The sequence below is a fragment of the Xanthomonas sp. AC360 genome (assembly GCF_979258225.1).
In genome coordinates this window covers 2,821,212-2,840,328 of record NZ_OZ409846.1, presented here as the reverse complement: position 1 = coordinate 2,840,328, position 19,117 = coordinate 2,821,212, and the positions used below count along the sequence as shown (strand labels likewise).

Below are 19,117 nucleotides of genomic sequence, written 5' to 3'. Positions count from 1 at the left end.
GTGACATGCATCGGATCATGCAAACCACCCATGCAGCATCCAGCCTTGGACATGGCCAGGCGCGGCAAAGACCCAGCCGCGTCGGCCGCGTGCGGTCTCCACCACGTAGTAATCGCGACGCGCCTCGTCGTCGTCCCACCAGCCGCTTTCCAGCCGCTCGGGGCCGGAGACGATGCGCAGGTGCGGATCGTGCAAAGGCACCGGCTGCGGCAGCAACCAGGTGGGCCGCGGCGGACGTGGCGGCGCGGCGGCTTCGCGCACCGCATCGCCGATGGCGCGGCGCCAGGCGCGTTCCGGACGCGGGTCATCGGCCGGCAGCACGCGATACACCGCCTCATCGCCCAGGCGCGCACGCAGCCGTTCGCGCAGTTGCGGCCAGTCCACCGACTGCTGCGCACGCTGGTCGAACAAGTCGCGCATCGCCGGCACGAACGGCGGCAGCTGGCGCGCCAACAGCCGCATCGCCACCACCGGCCGTGGAATTTCCACCCGCTCCAGCCGGTTGCGGGCCAGCTCGAACAACAACGTGGGTGCACGCTCCGGTGTCAGCAGACCGATCTCGACATCGGTGGCGCCTTGTTCGTGTTCCAGACGCAGCAAAAAGCGTTGCACGCCGCCATCGCGAATGGACAGATAGGTGCACAGATCGCCGATCAACCTGCGCAGCGGAAACAGCAACGCCGGATGGGTTTCCACCTCGTAGCCCAGCTCCACGCGTTGGTCGAAGTGGTCCGGAGGGGCGTAGTACTCCAGCGTGTCATCGGCGTTGCCGTAGAGCCGGTCCAGATGATCGAGCAGGCCGGCACCGAAACGCCGCTGCAGCCCGTCGCGCGGCAAGGCACGTAATGCGGCGAGCGTGCGCACGCCCATATGCTGCAGGCGCTCGCCGGCATCGCCGGGCAAGGCGGCACGGCGCACCGGCACCTTGTCGAGGGTGCTGTGCAAGGCCGGCAATTGGGTCACCACCATGCCATCGCGCAACCCGGCCAGCACGCGCGCCGCGCGTGGCGTGGGTGCCAGCGCAAGCCGGTGCTGGAATCCCAATGCCTGCAACTCATCGCGCAGGCGGCGCTCGAAACGCGGCCACGGGCCGAACAAGCGAAAACTCGCGCCCGCCTCCAGCACGATGGCGCGCGACCATTGCTGGCTCACCAACGAACTGTGCCGGTACGCCCAGGCCGCAAGAAAGCGTTGCGTGCGCGCTTCGTTCTGCGCGTCGTAATCGATCGTGCGTACCTGCGCCATCAAGGCGTGTGCCGCAGACAGGCGCATGCCCGGTTTCAATCCCGCAGCGGCAGCGGCGGCATTGACCGAATGCAGGCTGCGCAGCTGCGCCGGCCCCTGCACCAGTACCAGCGGCGCCTGCGGCGCTTCAAGCCGCCGGAGAACGGCGTCCAGTGCCAGCTGCGGCAATAAGATGCAGGCCCACAACATGCGCGCGCCTCAATGCGCCAGCCGCAACGGCTGCGAGGGCACTTGGCCGCCGCGGCACTTGCGCACCTGCCAGGCATCGCGCTCGGGCAGAAATTCCAGCCGCAAGGCCGCCGGCGATGCATTGATCGCGTGGCGACGATCGCGCAACGCGAACGCGCAGCAATTGCCGCTGTCGGCCGCGACCTGCAGCCGCCGCAAGGCGCGCGCATCGCCGGTCTGTGGCCAGCCCAACACCGCCGCGCAGGCGCCGCTGCGCAGGCATTGTTCGAACGCCCACAAGGCCTCACGCGGCTCGGCCTGCACCACTTCCAGATGCTCCAGCACCACCCCGCCCGCCTGCCAGGCCGGCGCATACGGGATGAAGGGCGGCGCCACCAGCACCACCCGGCTGCTGGCGCCGGTCATCCGCGCCAGCGTGGGCAACAACAAGGCGATCTCGCCGATGCCATGTGCGGGCAACAGCAACTCGGTGAGCGCCCGCCGCGGCCAGCCGCCATCGGGCAGCAGCGCATCCAATGCAGCATGCCCGGTGGATTCGCCGCCATTGGCCGTGGCGGTGCCCTGGCCGGCACGCCATACCGTGCGCGCGGCCAGCAAGGCGTCCAGCGGCATGGCCAGCGCGGCATTGCCGTGGTGTCGCAGCTGCACGGGCTCGCTCATCTCAACCCTGCCGAATCAGGCCGCAGTACAGTCCTTCGATCGCGAAGTCGGCGTCGGCCGCCACCACGATCGGCGCATGCGCGCGGTTGCGCGGCAGCAGCCGGATGCGCTCGGCGCCGCGTTCCAGGCGTTTGATGGTGATTTCGCCATCCACCCGCGCCACCACGATCTGCCCATCGCGCGCGTCGTTGCTGCGATGCACGCCGACCAGGTCGCCATCCAGGATGCCGTCGTCGATCATCGAGTCGCCCTGCACTTTCAGCAGGTAATCCGGACGCAGCGAAAACAGCGTGCGGTCCAGCCACAGCTGCCGCTCCAGCCCGATATCCGCCCCGATCGGCACACCGGCCGCCACCCGACCCAGCACCGGCAAGGCCAGCAAGGCATCGCGCCCGGCCCCGCCTGGCACGCGGATGCCGCGCTTCTGGTTGGGCAGCAATTCGATCAACCCGGCCTCGGCCAGTGCCTGCACGTGCTTTTGCGCGGCATTGCGCGAGGCAAAGCCGAACGCCTGCGCAATCTCGGCCAGGCTGGGCGACACGCCGGCCTGGGCCTGCTGCTGCAGGAAGGCCAGCACCGCAGCACGTTTGGGGGACAAGGGCGTCATGGAGAACAAGGACTGTGCGGGACAAGGTGTACATTTGTACACTTATCGGTCGCAGCAGGCGAGATTGGCTGGTGCAGGTTGCTGAGCCGCTCAGCACGGCTGCTTGCGAACGTACGATCAAAGAGTTATAACTTACGTAATAACGCGAAAGGACTGCCATGAAACTCAAGATCACTGCCATCGGCAACTCCGCCGGCGTCATCCTGCCCAAGGATCTGCTTGCGCGTTTGCGTCTGGGCAAAGGCGACGAGCTGTATGCGCTGGAAACGCCCGACGGCATCAAGCTGACCGCTTTCGACCCCACCCTGGCCGCGCAAATGGAAGTGGCCGAGCAAGTGATGCGCAACCGCCGCACGTTACTGCACAAACTAGCGCAATAAGGCTCGCCCATGATCATCTGGATCGAGCGGCCGCTTGTCCTGGCCATCCACGATCGTCAACTGGCCGAACACGGCGGCAGAAGCGGTGTGCGCGACGACGCCTTGCTCGACTCGGCACTTGCCAGGCCGAGACAACTGCAGTCCTACGGCGATCCACCACCGGATCTGGCTGCGCTTGCGGCCAGTCTTGCCTACGGATTGGGCCGCAACCATCCGTTTGTCGACGGTAACAAGCGCACTGCGGCGGTTGCCTGCGAAACCTTCATCGTGCTCAATGGTGCGACCTTGGTCGCCGATGATCTGGAACTCTACGGCTTTTACATCGGTCTGGCCGATGGCTCACTCGATGAATCAGCCTGCGCCACGTGGTTGCGCTCACGCCTGCAAGTGCGGCATCCAGATCGCGTGCACGAATCGGCTGCCACATATGGGTGATGCGTACGCTAGAAAAAATGTGCGCAATGGCCATCCTTGGCCAACATGGCTGCGCTGCAGCTATCACCGAACCGACGATGAAGCTGCATGAGGTTTAGCTCCAGCGCCTAATCCTTCGCATACACCACACCCAACTGATCGATCTCGTCGCCGGCACGGCCAGTGAAACCGGCGATGTGCCAGCCGCTGGGAGCAGTCAGCGTATAGCGCTCGTTGCTCGGGGTGCCCACCTGTACGCTGCGGCCGGTGTTGGTGCGCAGGCTCAGCGAAAACACGCGGGTGCTGTCGTTGTACTTGCCCATGCTGAAGGTGGCCGAAGACAGCGTTTCGTTGGCACCCAGCGACAAGGTCGTTGCCTGCCCGCCACTGCCGCCATGCGCCAGCAGTTTGCCGCTGTCCAGGATCACACCCACGCCATCCAGGCGCTCACCGCCGCGCAAGGTCACGCCACTGAGTCGGCGAGCGCCGGGATTGCCGGCCAGGTCGTTGAACGGAATGCCGTGCGGGCCACCGAACTGATCGCTGGTGCGCAGTTGATCGCCCACCGCCCAACCGAACTGCGTATACACCGGGTAATGATCGGACAAGGGCTTGCCGGCGCTGTCGTAGAAGCCGCCAGCATCGAGCTGATAGCGATTGGCCACCAGGGTCAATTGCGGTGCATCGCGGTACAACATCTTGTCGACCACCTCGCAGCTATTGGTGGGCGGCGTACCGCAGAGCAGCGGCGTGGCACCGGCTGCCGGTGCGCTGCCCTTGATCAATTCCACCCACGCATCGGTGAGCCCGTTGGAGGCGATCAGTTCGCGGATGTTGTCGTCGCTGCGGGTGTAGCGCGTGTTGGAATCCATCATCACCAACACCGCGTTACCGGCCGACCAGGTCTGGATGAACTGCGAGAGCTGGCCGATATTGGCGCGACGTGCGGACAGATCGCCCGCTTCGACACCGGCATTGGGGTGCGCGTTGTAGACGTCCAGCAACACGCCATCGGCCAGGCGGACGCGCATGTAGCTGAAACCTTTCGGGGTCAGGCAGTCGGTGCCGTTGCACTGCTTCCACTTGACCCGCGTGAAGTCGCTGAAGGGATAGTTGCTGAGCGTGTTGAGCCCGTCGCCCAAGGCGGCGCCACCACTGGTGGCGGTGCGATACGGATGCGCATCGCCTGCGTACAGCGCAGCATGGTAGTTGAAGTCTTCCTGCACATGGACCAGGCCGTAAGGCGCCAGTTTTGGTGCCAGCAATGCGGTGTTGGTGGCCGGCGTTCCGCTGGACAGCCCCTCGGGCAGACCGGCGACGTTGTAGGTCAGTACGTCGAGCACGCCGACGGTTGTTTGTGCCTGGGCAGTGCTGGCGCAGGCAAGGCTTAGAGCGATTCCGAGACTGACGAGTGTGCCTAAATGCTGGAGCATGGATCACCTCTTGCAGAAAGGAAAAACGGCTGGCACGGCGGCCAGAAAAGCGGCGTCAACGACGCCGATGCGACCACGTGCGACGGCTATTGGCCGGCGCACGTAGCGTCATTCGCTCAGGTACTGCGGGTCGATCGCCGCGTCGATCAATGTCGCCAAGGTCGGGAGCGGGCAGTCGTACTCCGGCGTGGTATTGCTGCAGCCGGGAATGAAGACCGGCGAAGACGGCGGTGGCGCCTGCGCTGTGAGCGCACGGCGTTCGCGCAGTTGCGCCAGGGTCTGCGCGGTGTAGCGCACGCGGATCACGCGTTGCCCGTCGGCACGCCGCCAACGCTCAAACACCAACGCACCACCGGGCACGGTCTGGTCGGGCTGATACCCCGGCAGCTGCCAATGCAGATCGAACATGCCGGCCAGCAAGGTCAGCGTGCCGTCGTGACCGGACAGCACCACCAGCCGTGCATCCCCACCAATCGGCGTGGCGTGCGCGGCATGGGTGTGTGCGCTGCGATGGGTTTCGCTGCCTTGCTGCAAGGTTGCCAGCAGCCGCGCTGCCAATGGCGAACTGGCCATACGCGCCACCGTCGGCGCACGCAGGCGCAACGCGAACTCGGCCTGATGCGGTGCGAACGCGCGCAGCAGGCTGGCTTCGTCCAGGCCTTGCCAACCCAGTGCGGCAAAGTCCTGGCCGTCGGCCCAGCCCATCAACAGACTCTCGCTGATGCCCGATGCGGCCGGTGCCGGGCCTTCGACTCCGGCAATGCCGTCATGTGCATCGCCCATGCGTGCGGGCACTGCATCCAGGCGTCGCTTGCCGGCACCGGCCTGCGCCGGGCAAGGCCGTTGCGCGCACTGCAATAGCAGTTGTTGCAAGGTGTCGATCGCATCGTGCTGGGCCGCATTCCAGCCCGCGACATCGCCACCGACGCGGCCGGCGATGGCCGCGCGCATCAGGTCGGCGGCAGCGGGCTGGCGCACCGCCGGCGCGCCATCGAACAACGGATCGGACGCACCATCGGCAACGTGGTGCACCGTGTTCGTGCACCCCGGCGTGAGCGTACGTGCCAGCGCCTGTGCCGAGGCGATGGTGCGCTGGGTGCGATTTGCCCAGTAATACACGCTGTCGCAGCCATCGCCATCGAACAGGCCGAGCGGTGCGTAATGGGCGCGATAGTAGACACCGAACAATGCTTCCAGACGTGCACCGTTCTCGGTCAGGTGACCGGCCGGCACGCCGAAGCGTGGCCAGGGACGTGCGGAATACCGGCCCAATGCTTCCGGGCTGGACATCGCCGCACGCACGCCATGGCGTTTGAGGATGACGACTTTTTCAAGCGTGTCCGGCACTGCGGCGGCGTGCACGGTTCCCAGTGGAACCAGCGCAGCAACGACAGCAGCAAAAAATCCGAAACACAGACGCGGCAGTGGTGACATGCATTCGATCTCGATCGTGGCGCCCCCCGTATGACGCGATAGGGCGCGGCGTGCAGTGGCAACAACGCCACAGCGGGCGCCGTTGCAGGTGCAGGGGACGCCTTGCTGGAAGACGCCCGGTTGTGGCCTCAGTCGTTGCCGGCAAGGCTGGATCGGCGATCGGAACGGCTGCGCCACCAGACGGCGGCCGCAGCATGTCGCGCTGCACCCGTGCCAGATCGAGCGCAGCCTCCTTAGCCCATTAACTCCAGTTCACCGGCCTGCCTTGACCACACTCAGAAACGCGCGCGCAGCCCCAACGACCAGGTGCGGCCGTAGTCGGTATAGCCACCGAACAGGTGATCGCCGACAAACTGGCGCTGCACATCACCGGTGAGGTTGATCGCGTTGACAAACACCGACAGCGTATCGTTGACCTTGTAAGCCACGTTGGCATCCAGGCTGCCGAACTTGTCGCTGTTGAGCGTGGCCACATTGGCGGTGCCGACGGCATTGAGAATCTCGTCGCTCCAGCTGTAACTGACACGTGCCATCAACGGACCCTTCTCGTAGAACAGCACGGCGTTGTAGGTATTCTTGGCCACGCCTTCCAGGCTGTCGGTAAAGCTGCTGCTACCGTCGTGATAGGTCGCCTTGCTGTCGGTCCAGGTGTAGTTGAGCTGCATGCCCAGGCCATCCAGCGGCGACGGCAAGCCGGTAAACACCTGCTGATACGCCACTTCCGCGCCCTGCACCATCGCCTTGCTGCCGTTGGTCTTGGACGACAGCAGATAGGTCTGGCCTTCGTAGACCAGGTTGGACATCTGGGTCTGGATGAAGCTGGAAATATCCTTGTAGAACAGCCCGCCGGTCAGCGCCGAGGTCCCATCGATGTACCACTCGAAGGTCAGGTCGTACTGCCATGCTTCGAACGGTTGCAGCGCGGGATTGCCGCCACTGGCGGTGAGGATTTCGCCACTGGAATTGAAAGTGAGTTTGGACGACAGGTCGGTGAGGTCCGGGCGCGTGATCACCTTCGCTGCGGAGGTACGCAACACCATGTCATCGCGCACATCCCAGGCCGCATTGAACGACGGCAGCACGTTGGTATAGCTGCGCTCGAAATGCACTGGCTGGGCTGTGCCGTTGACGTCGGCATGACCATCGGTGGCCTGCTCGGTGCGCACCACGCGCGCACCGAGGTTGCCGCGCAGCTCGCGGCCGGCCAGATCGGTGCCGAAATCGGTCATCGCGTAGGCCGAAGCGATCTTTTCCTGCACCTCATAGGAATTCTGCAGATCCGCGCTGTTGGGCGTATTGCGCAGATCGGCGCTGGTGGGCCAATTGCCCCAGAATGCGGATTCGACCGGTGCCAGCCACTGCCGGGGCAGGTTGCCGTTGGCGTCGGCCAGCATGTCGTTGACCGGCAATGCGGTGAAGTTAGTGGCTGGGAAGCGCACCCCGGCGATGCTGTTGAGCAGCAGGTCGGCACGGTCGTAGGTGCGCGAGCGCTCCCGATATTTGGCGCCTACCTTGATGTCGCGGAAGAAGCTGCCGTCGAGCGTACGCTTGGCATCGAACTGCAGTGCGTCTTCCTTGTCGCGCGCATCGATCTGCCGCCATTCCAGGCGGCGTCCTGCCACGGTGGCCGGGTTGGTCGGATCAAAGCCGTTGGTGAAGCTCCAGTCCGGCACGTTATCGCCGTCGGCTTGCGGCATGTCCACGCGCATCGACAGGTTGGTGCCGCTACGCAGGCGTGTGCGTCGGATCGGGTCCGAATCGTAGCTATGCGCCTGCGAGTGGAACGCCACCGCGCCCAGCGTCCATTGGTCGCCGCTCCAGGTGCTGGACAGGCGCGCACTGCGGTTGTCGTCGGTGATACCGGAGGTTTCGCGCGAGATCTGCACCTGGCCATTGCGGTAGTCGAAGCCAGTGATGCCGCCGTTTTCCACGCGCAGGTTGCTCATCCTGGACAGGTTGTCGAAGCCGACACCCATGCTGTATTCGTCGTAATGCACCGTCTGCTTGGCGTAGAGCAGATCCAGCGTGGTTTCCCACTGCGCGCTGGGCTTCCATTGCAGCGACGCCGCAACGCCGGTGCGTTCGCGCTCTTCCAGTTCCAGCGTCGGGCGCAGACCGGTCGGCACGTAATTGGCACCAGGCACGCCCGGCACACCGCTGCGGTAGTAGTCCCAGCTCACCTCGTTGACGCGGTCCTGGCGCAGCGTGCGTTGCGCATACGCGCCAGAGATCAGCATGCCGAAGGTGCCTTCGGCATTGACCCAGTTGAACAGGCCGGACACGCGCGGATCGTTGGCATGGGTGCGTTGCGCCTGGCTCGATTCCAGCGACACATTGGCCAGCGTCTTGCCCAGTTCCAATGGGCGGAACGTGCGCACATTGACGATGCCGCCGATGGCGCCTTCATCCAGATCCGCGGTGGGGCTCTTGATCACGTCCAACCCGGACACCAGTTCGGCCGGCAGCGTGTCGTAGCGAAACTGTCGCCCGGTCTGGCCAGAGGTGCGCACGTTTTCGTTGACCGCCATGGTCTGGCCATTGAGCGTGGTGACCTGAAAGTTCGGGCCCAGGCCGCGCACGCGCACGTACACGCCTTCGCCGCGGTCACGCACGATCGACACGCCAGGCACCCGCTGCAATGCTTCGGCCACGTTTTGTGCCGGCAACTTGCCGATGTCCTCTGCCGCAATCACATCCACCACGCTGTCGGCGTAGCGCTTCTGCCGCAACGCGGCGCTGAGGCTGCCGGCATAACTGCCGAGTACCTGGATGCTGTCCAGCTCCTGCACCGGTGCGTCTGCGCGTGGTACTGGCGCGTTCGCCACTGCCGCCGACGTCGGGGACACCTGCGGCTGCGCGCCAGGCGCGTCCTGGGCTGTTTCGATGGTCACCGTGGTCGGATTGAGATAGCGATAGCGCAGGCCGGTACCGGCAAGCAATTGCTGCAAGGCCTGCTCCGGCGCGATGCCGGCAGTGGTGGCACGGGTCTGCGGGTTGCCGGCAACGCCTGCGGCATACACGAATTGCAGGCCGGTCTGACGCGACAAGGCATTGAGTGCACGTGCCAACGGCTGGGCGGGAATCGCATCGACCGACACGGCCACCGGCGTGGTCTGGGCACCGGCAGTACCGGCATGCAACGCGAGAGCAATCGAAAGAACCAACGTACGACGCATCGTGGAATCCAGTAGGGGAGGAAGCAATGCGCAGCGCCCCGCACAGGCGGGAATGCTGCGTTGTACCCGGACTACGAGGGACGACAGCGACGATCGGGCACCGGTTTTTGATGAATTTTCTGTGACACGTACTTGGTGGCGACGCGCAGGCAGGCGCACGATGCTGAGTGAGCGATACGGGTGCATCTGCGCGTGTGCGCAGCGCTAGCCAGTCTTGAAAGGGACATGGCTGCTGTCAAAGCGCGGCATGCACACGATGCCGCCCAGCCGGGCGCGCCTGGCTCGGGGCTATCAGCTGGACAACGACGGTGCCATTCCCCGCCGCTGTCGTCAGTGCGCAGCGTCGCCCTGCGCTGGTCGGCTGCTCACGCGCAACACGCCCGGTGCAGCGACCACGCGCAGGTTGGGTTGGTCGTCGAGAAACGTGCGCAGCGAGGCGACATCGTCGCCACGCAGGTTACCGGTGAGCCGCAACGCGCCGGCAGCGGCATCGTCGATGAGCAGGCGGGTGCGATTGAGCCGATTGAAATCCTCGGCCACGGTGGTCAGCGGTGCATCGCGGAACACGATGCGCCGCTGCCACCACGCATGCATCGCGGCGACATCCTCGTTGGACACGTCGATCCGGCCGGACACAGCGTCGATCCGTGCGCTCTGCCCGGCGCCCAGGTTCGCCAGCATCGGCTGCTGCTTGCGGTCATCGCGCCACACGTGCACGCGGCCCTCGGTGACTTCGATGCGCGCCTGCTGCCGATACAACGCAATATCGAAAGTGGTGCCGATATCTTCCACACGCAAACGGCCCGCATACACCTGCAACCGACGGCGGTCCTGGGCCACTTCAAAGCTGGCCTGACCCTGCAGCAGTTGCAGGCGACGACTCCACGGTGTCATGGTCGCGCGCACGCTGCTGAGCGCGTTCAGATGCACCACGCTGCGATCGGCCAATTGCACGCGGCGCTGCTCGCCATGCGCGGTGGCATAGGTCTGCGTGCGCGGCCACGCCCAGCCGGTCAAGACCGCCACACCGCACACCGCTGCAGCCAAACCCAGGCTCCAGCCGCGGACACGCGCACTGCGCTGACCATCGGTGCGGCCCGGCGGCGGCGTATGTCGAGGCTGTGGTGGTTGTGGTTGCGGTAATCGCGACGGCAACGGCAACACGATCACATTGCGCGAGGCTGCAGCCGCACGCGTACGGCGATCGCCATCGAGCAAGGCATCCACATCCAGCTGCATGCCACGCAAGGCATCGCCCAGCTCGCCGGCCACACGCAGCACGGCCATGTACTCGCGCACATGCAGCGGCGATGCGGTCAGCCATTGCATGAAGCTGGCTTGCTGCTGTGCATCCAGCGCCTGCATGCGTTGCAGTGCATGCCAGTGCGCGGCCTCGCTCGCAGCCCTGCGGGTGGCCCAAAGACGCGTACTCACCAGCTCTCCCCGCTATCGGCAACAGCCTGCCTGCATGCCGACAACCCACGTACCACATGTTTCTTGACCATATGTGCAGACACGCCCATGCGCTCGGCGATCTGTTTGTAGCTGAGCCCATCGCGGTACTGCATCACCAGCACCGCGCAGGTGCGCTCGGGCAAGGTGGCCAGCAAGGCCTGCAACCGTTGCTGGCGCTGCTGACGGTGCGCGGCGTCTTCCACATCCTCGCCTGCGGCCAGCAATTGCGAAAACTGTTCCATTTCTTCAATCTGCAACGGCGCCTGCTTGCGGCGCACCGCCTGCTCGCGCGCAAGATTCAGCGCCACCGTGTACAGATAGGCTTCCGGATTGGCGATGGCCTCGCCCTGATCCTGCTGCGCGCGCAACAGGCGTAGATAGGTTTCCTGCACCAGGTCCTCGGCGTCCTCCTTGGCACCGCGGCGCACAAAAAAACCGCGAAGCACAGATCCGTGCTGCGTGAACACCTGGGTCCACGCGCGGCTGGCGTTGGCTTTCATCGTGCGCGCTCCCCTTGCGCTGGGTGGGCTAGCCTGGCCAATTCAGGTGACACCACGATGACGCACAACGCGCAACGCACCTGCAAAGCGGGCCACTGCGCTACGCAACCGATTGCCCATTGCATGCCATCGCAATGCAGCTGAGCGAACGCCACAGCATTGCGATTGGCGTGCGCAAGCGCGACCGAGCATCGCTACATCTACACCGTCCCTACACCGCACCTTGACCCTACGCGGGTCAAGGTGAGCCCCTCCTCCCAGCCATCGCCACGGGGTTCGCATGAATGCCACGCCCGCCACTGCCGATCACACGGCGCCGGCAATCGCCACCGCTGCGCCGACTTACCCGGTCAACCTGCGCATCAATGGCCAGCCCTATCAATTGCAACTGGAAGCCTGGATCAGCCTGCTCGATCTGCTGCGCGACCGGCTTGATCTCACCGGCACCAAAAAGGGCTGCGATCACGGCCAATGCGGTGCATGCACGGTGCTGGTCGACGGCCGTCGCATCAACAGCTGCCTGACGTTAGCGGTGATGCAGGACGGTGCCGACATCACCACCGTCGAGGGTCTGGCCGATGGCGACCAGCTGCATCCGCTGCAGCGCGCCTTCATCGCGCACGATGCGTTTCAGTGCGGGTATTGCACGCCGGGGCAATTGTGTTCTGCGGTTGGCCTGCTCAATGAAGGAAAAGCGCACGACCGCGATCAGGTGCGCGAGCTGATGAGCGGCAATCTGTGCCGGTGCGGTGCGTATCCGCAGATCACCGATGCGGTGATGGAAGTGATGGGCAAGCCCAGCGACAGCAGCGACAGCGCTGCCACGCCGTGGACGCCCGGGACGGTGCCGGCATGATCCCGCTCAGCTACGCGCGCCCAGACAGCGTGGATGCCGCACTCGCTGCTATTGCATCGCGCGGCAACGACCCGCAGCCGGTGCCGTCGGATGCGCCCGTGCGCCTGATCGCCGGCGGCACCAACCTCACCGATTTGATGAAGCTGCAGCTGATGCGCCCCAGCAGCCTGGTCGACATCAATCGCTTGCCGCTGGACAGCATTACCACGCTGCCGGAGGGCGGCCTGCGCCTGGGCGCACTCGCACGCAATGCCGACACTGCCTATCACCCAGAAGTCGAGACGCGTTACCCGTTGCTGAGCGCGGCAATTCTGGCGGGCGCGTCGCCGCAGATCCGCAACATGGCCAGCAACGGCGGCAACCTGTTGCAACGTACGCGCTGCCTGTATTTCTACGATCACGCCACACCTTGCAACAAGCGTGCACCGGGCAGCGGGTGTTCGGCCATTGGCGGGCTGACCAAGTACAACGCGATTCTCGGCACCAGCGCGCACTGCATCGCCACGCATCCGTCGGATATGTGCGTGGCATTGGCCGCGCTGAATGCAGTCGTCCATGTGCAAGGCCCGCAAGGTGAACGCGACATTGCCTTTGCCGATTTTCATCGGTTGCCTGGCGATCATCCGGAACTGGACAGCACGCTGGCGCCGGACGAGTTGATCGTGCATATCGATCTGCCCGACGCGCAGCGCTTTGTCGCGCATAGCGCCTATCTGAAAATCCGCGAGCGCCTGTCGTATGCATTTGCATTGGTGTCGGTAGCTGCTGCGCTGGATTTGAACGACGACGGCAGCATTGGCGAGGTGCGTGTCGCACTAGGCGGGGTGGCACATAAGCCGTGGCGTAATCCCGATGCAGAAGCGCACCTGGTGGGATTGCCAGCAACCGCAGATACCTTCGCAGCTCTGGCCGATGTCTTGCTGCAAGGTGCACAAGCGCAGGGCGAAAACGCCTTCAAGCTGCCAATGGCGCGCCGCGCCATCGTGCGCGCACTCGAGGTCGCACGCGAGGGCACCACCGACAACCGCGGGCGCACCAGTGCGCTGGAGCAAGCGCCATGAACACACGCAGCACTGATCTGTCCAACAGCGAATTGACGCCGCCGGTCGCCGATCAAGGCACCGGCTTCCGCCCCACCGGCACGGGTGTACCGCGCATCGATGGGCGTGCAAAAGTCACCGGCCAGGCGCGCTATGCCGCCGAATGGCCGGTGCCGGATCTGGCCTATGGCGTGGTGGTCAGCAGCACGATCGCCAAGGGCACGATTGTCGGCTTCGATCTGGCTGCCGCACGCGCAGTGCCGGGTGTGCTGGAGATCGTCACCTACGACAATCGCCCGCACATGCGTGGCATGGATCTGTTCTACAAGGACATGACCGCGCCGGCCGGTTCGCCGTTTCGCCCCCTGTACGACAACACCGTGCGCTACAGCGGGCAGCCGGTGGCGCTGGTGGTGGCAGACACGTTCGAGGCGGCGCGCCATGCGGCGCATCTGGTGCAGGTGGAGTACGCCCAGGAGCCGCACGAAACCAACTTGATGACCAATCTGGAGCGTGCGCACAAACCCAAGGCATTGAAGGCAGGATTTTCGCCACCGCCCAAGGACAGGGGCGAACCGGACACCGCCTTCGTCAATGCCGCCTGTCAGGTGCAGGCCGATTACTACAGCGGCGTGGAGCACCACAACCCGATGGAGTTGTTCGCCTCCACCGTGATCCGCGAGGAAGACGGCCACTTCACCATCTACGACAAGACCCAGGGCTCGCAGAACAGCCGTTGGTATGTGTCGCATGTGTTCGGCCTGAGCAAGCGCAAGGTCACGGTGCGCAACCCGTATGTGGGAGGCGCGTTCGGCTCCGGCCTGCGGCCGCAATACCAGCTGGCGCTGGCGGTGATGGCCTCGATCAAGCTGGATCGCTCGGTGCGTGTAGTGATGACGCGGCAACAGATGTTTACCTTCGGCCATCGCCCGGAAACCGTGCAGCGGCTCAAGCTCGGTGCCGACCGCGATGGCAGCTTGCGTGCCATCTGGCACGAGGCCATCGCCGAGACCTCGCGCATCGAAGATTACGTCGAGGTGGTGGTCAACTGGAGCGGACAGCTCTACGCCTGCGACAACGTGCATCTTGGCTACAACCTGGTCAGCCTGGATCAGTACAGCCCGATGGACATGCGCGCGCCCGGTGCCACCCATGGCATGCATGCGCTGGAAGTGGCGATGGACGAGCTGGCCTACGAGGTCGGCATCGATCCGCTGGCGCTGCGGCTGAAGAATTACGCCGAGGTCAATCCCGCCGATGACAAGCCGTTTTCCAGCAAGGCGTTGCGCGAATGCTACCAGCAAGGTGCCGAGCGCTTTGGCTGGGCACAGCGTCCGCCGCTGCCGCGCGCACGCAAGGAAGGCCGCGAGTGGGTCGGCTGGGGCATGGCCACCGGGCAATGGGATGCGATGCAGATGTTTGCGCGCGCCCATGCCGTGCTGCACGCCGATGGCCGACTGGTGGTGAGCAGTGCCGCCAGCGATATCGGCACCGGCACCTACACGGTGATGGCGATGATCGCTGCCGAAGCGCTGGGCCTTCCGCTGGAACAGGTGACCTTCCAGCTTGGCGACTCGACGTTGCCTGTCGCACCGATTGAAGGCGGCTCCTCGCATGTCACCACGATCGGCTCGGCGGTGGACGGTGTATGCGGCAAGTTGCGCACGCGCCTGCTGCGCCTGGCCCAGGCATTGCCCAACTCGCGCTTTGCGCGGGTCAAGCTAGACGATGTGGTGTTTGCCGATGGCACGATTGCATTGCGTGCCGATGCCAGCAGCGCGATTGCGTTGCCGGCCTTATTGCGTGCCGCCGAACTGGAGCAGATCGAAGACAAGTTCCTGCTGCTGCCCAACGTGCTCAAACAGCGCAAATACACCCGTGCCACGCATGCTGCGGTGTTTGTGGAAGTGCGCGTGGACGAGGAGCTGGGCAGCGTGCGGGTGACGCGCGTGGTCAGCGCGATTGCTGCGGGGCGCATTCTCAACCCGACCACCGCGCGCAGCCAGATCATCGGCGGTGTGGTGTGGGGCATCGGCCAGGCCTTGCACGAACATACCCAGGCAGATCACCGCTTCGGCCGCTTCATGAATCACGATCTGGCGCAGTATCACGTCTCCGCCAATGCCGACATCCACGACATCGAGGTGATCTTTGCCGACGAAGACGACCGCGTGGTCAGCAGCCTGGGGGCGAAAGGCGTCGGCGAGATCGGTCAGGTGGGTGTGTCGGCAGCCATCTGCAATGCCATCTTCCACGCCACCGGCAAACGCATCCGCAGCACGCCAATGACGCCGGACAAGGTGATGGCAGACTGAGCGACATGCTGCGGGATCTCAGGATCTCGCAGTCAGGGCTGATGGCGTCTCCCCACGGGCTCGACATTGCACGATGTCGGGCCCGCTGCGTGATTGCGAACGCGCCTTGCAAGCACAAGCTAACCAGGCTCAATCACTCAAACAGATGCACACCGCATAGCTCGCCGACATCCGGCACGCTCCATCACACATCGATCGCCGTTGAGCACACGACACAGTACCGCCTGACGACTGACGTCAAAACGCGATGACCACTCCAGATCAACACGCCGCGCCAACCCTCTCACCTGCACGCCACCAGCATCACCGTCCGCGCACGGCCTTCTTCTTGCCCGGCGTCTGCGCACTGCCCGCCTGCACCGTGGACAAGGCCATGGTGATCAGACCGGCGATCAAGCGGCGCAACACCGCTTCGTTATCCGCCGATGCTTTGAGGCTGGTGGTGGCAAGCCGCAGGATGTAGGCAAGATCGGCTGCCGACATCGCGCTGTTGTCGCGCACATGCGGGCGCAGCAGCTGCACCAGCGTGTCTTCCATCTGCTGGTACAGCGCATCCAGCGCATCGGGCGCATACACACCGCAGTTGGCAACCAGATCCAGCCCGTTTTCGGAATCGATCACCGCAGCCACCGGCTCCAGCACCCAGATATCGAACAACTGCCGTAACTGGGTCTGCAGGTCCTGCGTATCGCGTACGCGCTGCGCCGTTGCGGCCGCGCAAATGTCGCGCTGACGCACGACCTGCGCGGCAAAGATCGCCTCCTTGTTGGGGAACGCGGCATACAGCGACGGCCGCGACATCTGCGCAGCCTGGGCGATGTCGCTCATGCTCACCTTGCGGTAGCCATGCCGTAAAAACAGCTGCAGCGCGGTCTCCATGACACGCGCCTCCTTGCTTTCGGCAGGCGCTGTGGCGGGGATAGCCGCCCTCTTCGTTGACTTTACACTTGACATTATTTGTAAATACGTAAATCTTACACGTTCCGCCAATTGTAAAGCACAGCGACCGCCATGACCTCTGCCAATCCGCACACCAGCGGCGCAAGCCGCACTACCCGCGCCTATGCAGCGCTCGAGAAAGAAGGCGCCATGGTGCCGTGGCAGTTCGAACGCCGCGCAGTACGCGCCACCGATGTCTCAATCAAGGTGCTGTTCTGCGGCGTCTGCCATTCGGACCTGCACTCGGTGAACAAGTGGGCCAGCGAATACCCGCTGGTGCCGGGCCATGAAATCGTTGGCGAAGTGATCGAGCTGGGCGCGGAGGTCGAAGGCTTTACGTTGGGCCAGCGCGTGATGATCGGCACCATCGTCGACTCCTGCCGGCACTGCGCGCCGTGTCAGGCGCATGACGAAGTGTATTGCCATGCCTTCCCCACCCTGACCTTCGATGGCGTGGATCGCGTGGACGGCAGCCGCACGCGCGGCGGCTATTCGGAGTACTACGTGTCCGACGCCCGCTTCGTCTACCCATTGCCCGACGGCCTGGACCCGGCGGCGGCCGCGCCATTGCTGTGCGCCGGCATCACCTGCTTTGCGCCGCTACACCGCTACGGCATCGGCCCCGGCCACACCGTCGGCGTGGTTGGCATCGGCGGGCTTGGCCATCTCGGCATCAAGTTCGCCCGTGCCATGGGCGCGCACGTCGTCGCCTTCACCACCTCGCCCAAGAAAGCCGCCGAAGCGCACCGCCTGGGCGCGCACGAGGTGGTGGTCTCCACCGATGCCGCGCAGATGCAGGCGCAGGCCTACCGCTTCGATTTCATCCTCGACACCGTCTCGCGCAGCTATCCCATGAACGACATGCTGAAGGCGCTCAATCTCGACGGCACGCTGTGCACGCTGGGCCTGCCCGACCAACTGGATTTCCGCCCGGTGTTGCTGGCCATGGGCCGCCGCAAGGTCACCAGCTCCGGCACCGGCGGTACCGCCGACACCCACAGCATGCTCGCGTTCTGCCAGCAGCACGGCATCGTGGCCGATATCGAATTGATCAAGCTGCAGGACATCAACGCTGCATTCGAGCGCGTCCACAACAACGACGTGCACTACCGCTTTGTGATCGATCTGCAAGCATCGGCCTTGTAAGCGGACAGCCGCGCAATGCCGGCGCGGCCGGTGCGCTTGCCGGCATTGCATCGCTGCGTTGCAACGTACGCCCGATGCGCAAACCCGCCTTCCCCAAGCCCAACATGCGATGCGAACCCCACCGGCCGCAGAGCATCACGCTGAGGTAGCGTGAGCGCATCTTCCGCCCAGCAAGGTTCCCGCATGCCTGCGCGCACTACACGTCGTGAGTTGCTCCGTGGTGCGGCCACGCTCGCGGTGCTTTCGCGCATTCCCAGCGGCTGGGCGCTGCCACCGGGGCCATCGCGTGGGCCGGCCTTTATCGAGGCGTTGATCGCGCGCATGAGCGTGGAAGAAAAGGCCGGCCAGCTCAGTCTTTTCAGTTCTGCAGAACAGGTCGACAAGGCGATTAACGCCAACCCGGCGAGCAAGGACGGCGCCGGGCGCAACCAGTTGGCCGCGGCGCGGGCCGGGCAGCTAACCGGCGTGTTCAACGGCGCCAACGTGCACTGGCATCGGCAGCTACAAGAGGCTGCGCTGACTGGCCGCAGTGATGGCCACCGGCACGCCGGTCGTGCTGCTGCTGAGCACCGGCCCTGCGCTCGCGCTGCAAGGCCCGGCGCTGCAAAGCGCGGCGATCCTGGTCACCTGGTTTTTGGGCTCGGAAGCCGGTAATGCAATTGCCGATATCGTGTTCGGTGTGCAGGCGCCCTACACCTATGCGCACCCGCCCAGCGGCCGCCCCAACCTGGATCTGCACGGCTTGCAGCGGTACACCACGCATGACCGCGACGTGCCCAACACGGCGCTGTTCCCGTTTGGCCACGGGCTGACCTACGGGCGCATCGCCTACACCGATCTTCAGCTAAGTGCGCCGCAGATGACGGCTACCGGCAGCCTGCAAATCACCGCACGCATCAGCAACCATGGCAGCCGCGACGCCGACGAAGTGGTGCAGCTCTATCTGCGCGACCGCACTGCCAGCGTTGCCCGCCCAGTGCGCGAGCTCAAGGACTTCCGCAGGATCAGGGTGCCTGCCGGCGGCAACGTCAGCGTGCAGTTCGAGCTGCGTCGTGCGCATCTGGTGTCTGTCGGGCAGGCAATGACCCCGATCGTGGAGCCAGGCCTGTTCGATGTATGGCTTGCGCCATCTGCCGAAACCGATGGCGTACATGCGCAATTCAAGTTATTGGGCTGAGTCACCAACAAAGCGCAGCGGGCCGCTGCCAATCGAGCATGGATGGCGCACAGGCGCCGCGGGGCAGCCGAGGTGCATGGCACCGTCGAGCACAGGCAGCGCGCGTTCGCTGCCGGCGCAGTCGCTTCGACGGTTGCTCCAAGCGCGCCGC

At 64.9% G+C, this 19,117-nt stretch carries 16 protein-coding genes; 7 read left to right on the top strand and 9 right to left on the bottom strand.

The window, feature by feature from the left end:
• Nucleotides 1-15 precede the first annotated feature (15 nt).
• The 3 genes from ACZZ0O_RS12265 to lexA are packed head-to-tail and all read right to left on the bottom strand — an operon-like array spanning nt 16 to nt 2,701.
• Nucleotides 16-1,434, bottom strand: coding sequence for a Y-family DNA polymerase (locus ACZZ0O_RS12265; RefSeq protein WP_463590887.1), 1,419 nt, complete (start codon nt 1,432-1,434; stop codon nt 16-18).
• Between the two features lie 9 nt (nt 1,435-1,443).
• Nucleotides 1,444-2,094, bottom strand: a complete 651-nt coding sequence (gene imuA / locus ACZZ0O_RS12260; protein ID WP_161964637.1) for a translesion DNA synthesis-associated protein ImuA — start codon at nt 2,092-2,094, stop codon at nt 1,444-1,446.
• A gap of 1 nt (nt 2,095) precedes the next feature.
• Complete coding sequence (gene lexA / locus ACZZ0O_RS12255) at nt 2,096-2,701, bottom strand: transcriptional repressor LexA (RefSeq protein WP_115527288.1); 606 nt, start codon at nt 2,699-2,701, stop codon at nt 2,096-2,098.
• Between the two features lie 158 nt (nt 2,702-2,859).
• Between lexA and ACZZ0O_RS12250 the strand changes: the two genes are divergently transcribed.
• Both ACZZ0O_RS12250 and ACZZ0O_RS12245 read left to right on the top strand, forming a co-directional pair.
• Nucleotides 2,860-3,081 carry an AbrB/MazE/SpoVT family DNA-binding domain-containing protein gene (locus tag ACZZ0O_RS12250; protein ID WP_463590886.1) on the top strand — a complete coding sequence of 74 codons (222 nt, stop codon included), beginning with the start codon at nt 2,860-2,862 and terminating at the stop codon, nt 3,079-3,081.
• A 9-nt stretch (nt 3,082-3,090) separates the two neighbouring features.
• Nucleotides 3,091-3,516 carry a type II toxin-antitoxin system death-on-curing family toxin gene (locus ACZZ0O_RS12245; RefSeq protein ID WP_463590885.1) on the top strand — a complete coding sequence of 142 codons (426 nt, stop codon included), beginning with the start codon at nt 3,091-3,093 and terminating at the stop codon, nt 3,514-3,516.
• Between the two features lie 107 nt (nt 3,517-3,623).
• Here the strand turns inward: ACZZ0O_RS12245 and ACZZ0O_RS12240 are convergent, their stop codons facing one another.
• The 5 genes from ACZZ0O_RS12240 to ACZZ0O_RS12220 form a co-directional block, all read right to left on the bottom strand.
• The gene (locus tag ACZZ0O_RS12240; protein ID WP_463590884.1) at nt 3,624-4,928 is read right to left on the bottom strand and encodes a jacalin-like lectin; all 1,305 of its coding nucleotides are present in this window, start codon (nt 4,926-4,928) and stop codon (nt 3,624-3,626) included.
• Nucleotides 4,929-5,036: 108 nt separating this feature from the next.
• Nucleotides 5,037-6,362 (bottom strand): histidine-type phosphatase, encoded by a 1,326-nt coding sequence (locus tag ACZZ0O_RS12235; protein ID WP_463590883.1) that lies wholly within the window; start codon nt 6,360-6,362, stop codon nt 5,037-5,039.
• 275 nt (nt 6,363-6,637) lie between these two features.
• A complete protein-coding gene (locus ACZZ0O_RS12230) occupies nt 6,638-9,538 on the bottom strand; it encodes a TonB-dependent receptor (protein WP_463590882.1) in 2,901 nt (966 codons plus the stop codon).
• A 330-nt stretch (nt 9,539-9,868) separates the two neighbouring features.
• Nucleotides 9,869-10,972: a FecR family protein gene (locus ACZZ0O_RS12225; protein WP_463590881.1), complete on the bottom strand. Its 1,104-nt coding sequence runs from the start codon at nt 10,970-10,972 to the stop codon at nt 9,869-9,871.
• A complete protein-coding gene (locus ACZZ0O_RS12220; RefSeq protein WP_463590880.1) occupies nt 10,969-11,493 on the bottom strand; it encodes an RNA polymerase sigma factor in 525 nt (174 codons plus the stop codon). Before ACZZ0O_RS12220 ends, ACZZ0O_RS12225 begins: the two co-directional genes overlap by 4 nt.
• Before the next feature lie 280 nt (nt 11,494-11,773).
• Between ACZZ0O_RS12220 and ACZZ0O_RS12215 the strand changes: the two genes are divergently transcribed.
• Genes ACZZ0O_RS12215 through ACZZ0O_RS12205 form a run of 3 tightly spaced genes read left to right on the top strand, consistent with a single transcriptional unit; the run spans nt 11,774 to nt 15,704 of the window.
• Nucleotides 11,774-12,349: a (2Fe-2S)-binding protein gene (locus tag ACZZ0O_RS12215; protein WP_311240569.1), complete on the top strand. Its 576-nt coding sequence runs from the start codon at nt 11,774-11,776 to the stop codon at nt 12,347-12,349.
• Entirely contained in the window at nt 12,322-13,410 is a 1,089-nt protein-coding gene (locus tag ACZZ0O_RS12210) for an FAD binding domain-containing protein (RefSeq protein ID WP_463590879.1), read from the top strand. Before ACZZ0O_RS12215 ends, ACZZ0O_RS12210 begins: the two co-directional genes overlap by 28 nt.
• Nucleotides 13,407-15,704, top strand: a complete 2,298-nt coding sequence (locus ACZZ0O_RS12205; RefSeq protein ID WP_463590878.1) for a xanthine dehydrogenase family protein molybdopterin-binding subunit — start codon at nt 13,407-13,409, stop codon at nt 15,702-15,704. The genes ACZZ0O_RS12210 and ACZZ0O_RS12205 overlap by 4 nt, the downstream gene beginning before the upstream one ends.
• A 303-nt stretch (nt 15,705-16,007) precedes the next feature.
• Here the strand turns inward: ACZZ0O_RS12205 and ACZZ0O_RS12200 are convergent, their stop codons facing one another.
• The gene (locus ACZZ0O_RS12200) at nt 16,008-16,583 is read right to left on the bottom strand and encodes a TetR/AcrR family transcriptional regulator (protein WP_463590877.1); all 576 of its coding nucleotides are present in this window, start codon (nt 16,581-16,583) and stop codon (nt 16,008-16,010) included.
• A gap of 132 nt (nt 16,584-16,715) precedes the next feature.
• Between ACZZ0O_RS12200 and ACZZ0O_RS12195 the strand changes: the two genes are divergently transcribed.
• Together ACZZ0O_RS12195 and ACZZ0O_RS12190 are read left to right on the top strand one after the other, a co-directional pair.
• Nucleotides 16,716-17,789, top strand: a complete 1,074-nt coding sequence (locus ACZZ0O_RS12195) for an NAD(P)-dependent alcohol dehydrogenase (RefSeq protein WP_463590876.1) — start codon at nt 16,716-16,718, stop codon at nt 17,787-17,789.
• Nucleotides 17,790-18,321: 532 nt separating this feature from the next.
• Nucleotides 18,322-18,966, top strand: a complete 645-nt coding sequence (locus ACZZ0O_RS12190; protein ID WP_463590875.1) for a fibronectin type III-like domain-contianing protein — start codon at nt 18,322-18,324, stop codon at nt 18,964-18,966.
• The last annotated feature ends 151 nt before the right edge of the window (nt 18,967-19,117 follow it).

Bases quoted from the DNA above. Each gene is read 5' to 3' on its own strand.
- ACZZ0O_RS12240 (WP_463590884.1), bottom strand. From the start codon at position 4,928: ATGCTCCAGCATTTAGGCACACTCGTCAGTCTCGGAATCGCTCTAAGC.
- ACZZ0O_RS12220 (WP_463590880.1), bottom strand. From the start codon at position 11,493: ATGAAAGCCAACGCCAGCCGCGCGTGGACCCAGGTGTTCACGCAGCAC.
- ACZZ0O_RS12200 (WP_463590877.1), bottom strand. From the start codon at position 16,583: ATGGAGACCGCGCTGCAGCTGTTTTTACGGCATGGCTACCGCAAGGTG.
- ACZZ0O_RS12265 (WP_463590887.1), bottom strand. From the start codon at position 1,434: ATGTTGTGGGCCTGCATCTTATTGCCGCAGCTGGCACTGGACGCCGTT.
- lexA (WP_115527288.1), bottom strand. From the start codon at position 2,701: ATGACGCCCTTGTCCCCCAAACGTGCTGCGGTGCTGGCCTTCCTGCAG.
- ACZZ0O_RS12245 (WP_463590885.1), top strand. From the start codon at position 3,091: ATGATCATCTGGATCGAGCGGCCGCTTGTCCTGGCCATCCACGATCGT.
- ACZZ0O_RS12215 (WP_311240569.1), top strand. From the start codon at position 11,774: ATGAATGCCACGCCCGCCACTGCCGATCACACGGCGCCGGCAATCGCC.
- ACZZ0O_RS12205 (WP_463590878.1), top strand. From the start codon at position 13,407: ATGAACACACGCAGCACTGATCTGTCCAACAGCGAATTGACGCCGCCG.
- ACZZ0O_RS12230 (WP_463590882.1), bottom strand. From the start codon at position 9,538: ATGCGTCGTACGTTGGTTCTTTCGATTGCTCTCGCGTTGCATGCCGGT.
- ACZZ0O_RS12195 (WP_463590876.1), top strand. From the start codon at position 16,716: ATGACCTCTGCCAATCCGCACACCAGCGGCGCAAGCCGCACTACCCGC.
- imuA (WP_161964637.1), bottom strand. From the start codon at position 2,094: ATGAGCGAGCCCGTGCAGCTGCGACACCACGGCAATGCCGCGCTGGCC.
- ACZZ0O_RS12250 (WP_463590886.1), top strand. From the start codon at position 2,860: ATGAAACTCAAGATCACTGCCATCGGCAACTCCGCCGGCGTCATCCTG.
- ACZZ0O_RS12235 (WP_463590883.1), bottom strand. From the start codon at position 6,362: ATGTCACCACTGCCGCGTCTGTGTTTCGGATTTTTTGCTGCTGTCGTT.
- ACZZ0O_RS12190 (WP_463590875.1), top strand. From the start codon at position 18,322: ATGGCCACCGGCACGCCGGTCGTGCTGCTGCTGAGCACCGGCCCTGCG.